Origin of the sequence: Cellulophaga sp. BC115SP (assembly GCF_009905545.1) — a bacterium.
Classification (GTDB): Bacteria; Bacteroidota; Bacteroidia; order Cytophagales; family Spirosomataceae; genus Flectobacillus; species Flectobacillus rivi.
In genome coordinates, this window is the sequence record NZ_JAAALB010000162.1 from 1 (window position 1) to 925 (window position 925).

The following is a 925-nucleotide window of genomic DNA, read 5'->3' on the forward strand; positions in this document are numbered from 1 at the left end:
TTGCGTTCGTCTTCATGGTGCTTTTCTTGGATTTGTTCTTGGGTAGAAAGTCCGTTTTTGAATGCTTCGTAGGCAATTTTTTGCAGGGTTGTCCTTTGCTGCTCTCGATGGGCAATTCTCTCATTGATTTCTATTTTCTGCCCTTCGGCTTTAGCTACTTGGGTATCTTTCTGATAATAGAAATATCCCACTGCAATGAGTAGGCATACAAACAAAAGAGCTCCGCCCTGTAGAAGGCGTACCTTCCAGAGCGGGAGCTTAATGGGTAGATAGAGTTGACTAAACATTACAAAAGTTCAAGGATTCTATACTTGAGTAGGTTGGTCATGGCTTCGTCTTCTTCTACGAAGTTTCGTAGTAAACTAACATCTGAGGCGTCCAACTCCAACTCGTTTCCTTTGTAAATGTCAAAGCCCAAAAACATGAGTTTTCCAGCACCTCTGTTGCTATAGGCAATACGTGAGGCTAGGATTTGTCCGATGTTTAATTCTTGAGCATTTTCTACAACTGCTTTATCATCTAATCCCTTGAAAGGGATATTGAAGTTTATCTTTTTCTTATTCATTGGTCTTAAAAGTTACAAATTGTCCAGATTGAGGATCAACTTTTTGAATACTGGTGAAAGCCAAGCCGAGGTTCTCCAAAAGGTATTCAACCAAAAGAGTATCTGGTTCATTATACCAATCGTCGAATAATTGTCCTTCGGCTCTCCAAATCTTGTTGATTTGGGAAATTCCTTCGGCTTGAGGGAAACGAGCTCTATCTACAATTTTCGAAATGTCGATGACTTCTGCGTAGGAGATTTCAGCAGTTTGCTTCATTTCTGAAATGTTGTCATAGTTCACTAGAATTTCACTAATGCCCTTTACATTGGGAGCTAATAGGATTTTGTACATGAGGTGTGTGATTTAGAGGGTTAAAAATT

The 925-nt window shown here is 39.6% G+C and carries 3 protein-coding genes; all 3 read right to left on the bottom strand.

Annotated elements, in window-relative coordinates; all coding sequences use genetic code 11:
- On the bottom strand, positions 1 to 287 hold a 287-nt coding region (locus GVN22_RS28565), incomplete at its 3' end, for a hypothetical protein (RefSeq protein WP_166554170.1).
- Complete coding sequence (locus tag GVN22_RS28570) at positions 287 to 565, bottom strand: hypothetical protein (RefSeq protein WP_166554173.1); 279 nt, start codon at positions 563 to 565, stop codon at positions 287 to 289. The genes GVN22_RS28570 and GVN22_RS28565, both read right to left, overlap by 1 nt.
- Entirely contained in the window at positions 558 to 896 is a 339-nt protein-coding gene (locus GVN22_RS28575; protein ID WP_166554174.1) for a hypothetical protein, read from the bottom strand. Before GVN22_RS28575 ends, GVN22_RS28570 begins: the two co-directional genes overlap by 8 nt.
- Positions 897 to 925 lie beyond the last annotated feature (29 nt).

Excerpts from the sequence above, each read along its gene's own strand:
- GVN22_RS28570 (WP_166554173.1), bottom strand. The coding sequence starts at position 565 with ATGAATAAGAAAAAGATAAACTTCAATATCCCTTTCAAGGGATTAGAT.
- GVN22_RS28575 (WP_166554174.1), bottom strand. The coding sequence starts at position 896 with ATGTACAAAATCCTATTAGCTCCCAATGTAAAGGGCATTAGTGAAATT.